The organism is Actinacidiphila oryziradicis (assembly GCF_005047355.1).
Lineage (GTDB): Bacteria > Actinomycetota > Actinomycetes > Streptomycetales > Streptomycetaceae > Actinacidiphila > Actinacidiphila oryziradicis.
In genome coordinates this window covers 1-2,319 of record NZ_SUMC01000290.1, presented here as the reverse complement: position 1 = coordinate 2,319, position 2,319 = coordinate 1, and the positions used below count along the sequence as shown (strand labels likewise).

Annotated in this window: 1 protein-coding gene; it reads right to left on the bottom strand. The window is 61.2% G+C overall.

Annotated elements, in window-relative coordinates:
• Positions 1 to 109 precede the first annotated feature (109 nt).
• Positions 110 to 1,864: a group II intron reverse transcriptase/maturase gene (ltrA, locus tag FCI23_RS55255; RefSeq protein ID WP_136731701.1), complete on the bottom strand. Its 1,755-nt coding sequence runs from the start codon at positions 1,862 to 1,864 to the stop codon at positions 110 to 112.
• Positions 1,865 to 2,319 lie beyond the last annotated feature (455 nt).

The window sequence follows — 2,319 nt, the reverse complement described above, 5'->3', positions numbered from 1 at the left end:
AGTCGGGTAGGTGCGGCGCATTACTGCGCCGCACCCCCCTCAGAACCGTACGGGCACGTTTCCGCGCATACGGCTCAAGCAAGTCCTGAAGGCATTCAGGCATACAGATTTACTGGCCCTCAGTCGCCGCCTCGATACGGCGGCGGCAAGAGGAGTGGATGAGACGGAGTTTGTCCTTAACGCCGTGCGTCGTAGTGGCGATGTGCTGTTTACGAATCGCCAAGAGGGTGACGCGCACCCACTGTTCCCATTGATGCGGGCTTTGTGGATGCTGATCGGCGTGCAGCAGCAACTCGTTGCAGACAGCGCACCGGCCCTTTTGGATGCCCAGAAGGCGTCGGACCGGTTCGCTAAGCGGTGGAGGAGACTGCTTGCGGCGGCGTTTCGCCCAGTAATCGGCGAGCGCCGGGTCATCGGGGGAGGCAGCCGCGACGACCATCGCATGTCGGACGATTTTCGTCCAGGCGAATTTAGGAAGGTAGGCGCCGGAATCCCGGTCACCGAAGACCCACCGGTTCTGCCTGGACTTGTTGAACTGGCCGTAGTAGCGGTCGACGACCCACCACCGCGACTTGTTCGGATGACTGTGTCTCGCCCACCGGTAGGTAAGCTTCCACATGTAGTCGTCAAGCGCGGAAAAGACCTCGCTTGACACCTCAGTCCGGTAGTAGGCGGCCCATCCCCGGATAATGGGAGTGAGCTTCTTGAGCACTGCGGCGGAGTTCGACCCGCGCAGTGCACGCATCTCCATGCGTAGCCTCTTCCGGATCCGTCCCACGGCCTCCCGGCTGGGTTTGATCAGCACGATCTTGTCGTGATACCGGCGGACGTTGAACCCGAGAAAATCAAAACCCTCATCAAGGTTGACTATGCGCGTCTTGTCCTCGTTGAAGGCCAACCCTCTCGGCGCCAGCCATTCGGCAAGCCGTGCTTTGATGTGTTCCGCCTGCTCACGACTGTGGCACAGGGCCACAAGATCGTCAGCGTAACGGACCAGCACGGGGGAATCAGGGGCAGTCTGGAGACCTCCCCGACTTCGGTTGTGATACCTGACTCCTGCGGCCTTCTCCATCCCGTGCAAGACGATGTTCAACAGCACGGGGCTGATCACGCCGCCTTGTGGAACTCCTTCATCGGTCGGCGCTAATTCTCCCTTGTCCATCACGCCAGCTTTCAGCCATTCCCGGACGGGCCCGCGAGCGGGAAACGTTCCGAGAGAGCCGAGGAGATGATCGTGATCGATTCGGTCGAAAGCCGCTGCCAGGTCGGCATCAAGAATCCACCGGCGTTTGGGGTCACGCCCCTTCACCACCTGGTAGATCGCCTCGATGGCGTCATGACAGCCACGGCCGGGCCGGAAGCCGTACGACTTCGGCTCGAACCGTGCTTCCCATTCCGGCTCCAGCGCATTCTTCGCGCGGGCTTGAAGCACGCGATCAACAATCACCGGAATACCGAGAGGGCGCCGTTTTCCATTCGACTTGGGGATGAAGACCCGCTTGACCGGACGAGCATGCCAAGGCTTCATCTGATGGTGTACCCAATCCGCCAGTGCTGCCTTACCCGGGGAGGTCAGTACGACCTTCCCATCCACGCCCGCCGTCTTGCGGCCAGCATTCTCCTCCGTCACCCGCCGCACGCTCACCAGCGTGTTAGCGCGTGAACGGAGCATCAACTTCTGCAAATTACGGACCCGCTTGAGGTCCCCTGCCTTGCTTGCCGTGAAGATCCGCTGCCTCAAACGCCGTACGTCATCCTCTGCGGCACGCCAGTGAACGGCGTCCCATTCCAAAGGAACGTCCGTAGGTCCGTTCACGTCAGCGAAAACCGCCTCAGTGTCCAACTTGCCCTCCGGTTCCGGCATCCAAATATCAGAGTTCCTTCACAGACTCACCTGGTTCACGTCAGCTCCCTTGCGGGCCGGGCATCAGCGTCCCGTATCCGGCCAGTTATGCGGGAGACCACTGGAAGTCGTGGTATTCCTCCCGGTTTCCTGCTGCCTTTCGGCCGCCGGCGTTCGCTTCTTGAACCATCCTGTCCCGCTGGGGATATCCGCCTTCCTCGCGGTCGGCCTACCAAAATCGGCTCGCGCCGTCTTGGACCCCAGCCAGGGTTTCCGCGTTCCACACGTGTGAGATACGACCGGGGTGGGTGCCCTCTTTATCCCGGGGCGGTGGTGTCCATCCGAGCGAACGGGAGTGGCCCGCCCGGCACCTGCCGCTTCTCAGCGGCCAGCCCTACTGCCCAACTCAAACAACCCATCGAAAGGCATCCTCAGTCACGAGACATCATCCAAGGGTTCAGTCACCTTCACCCGTC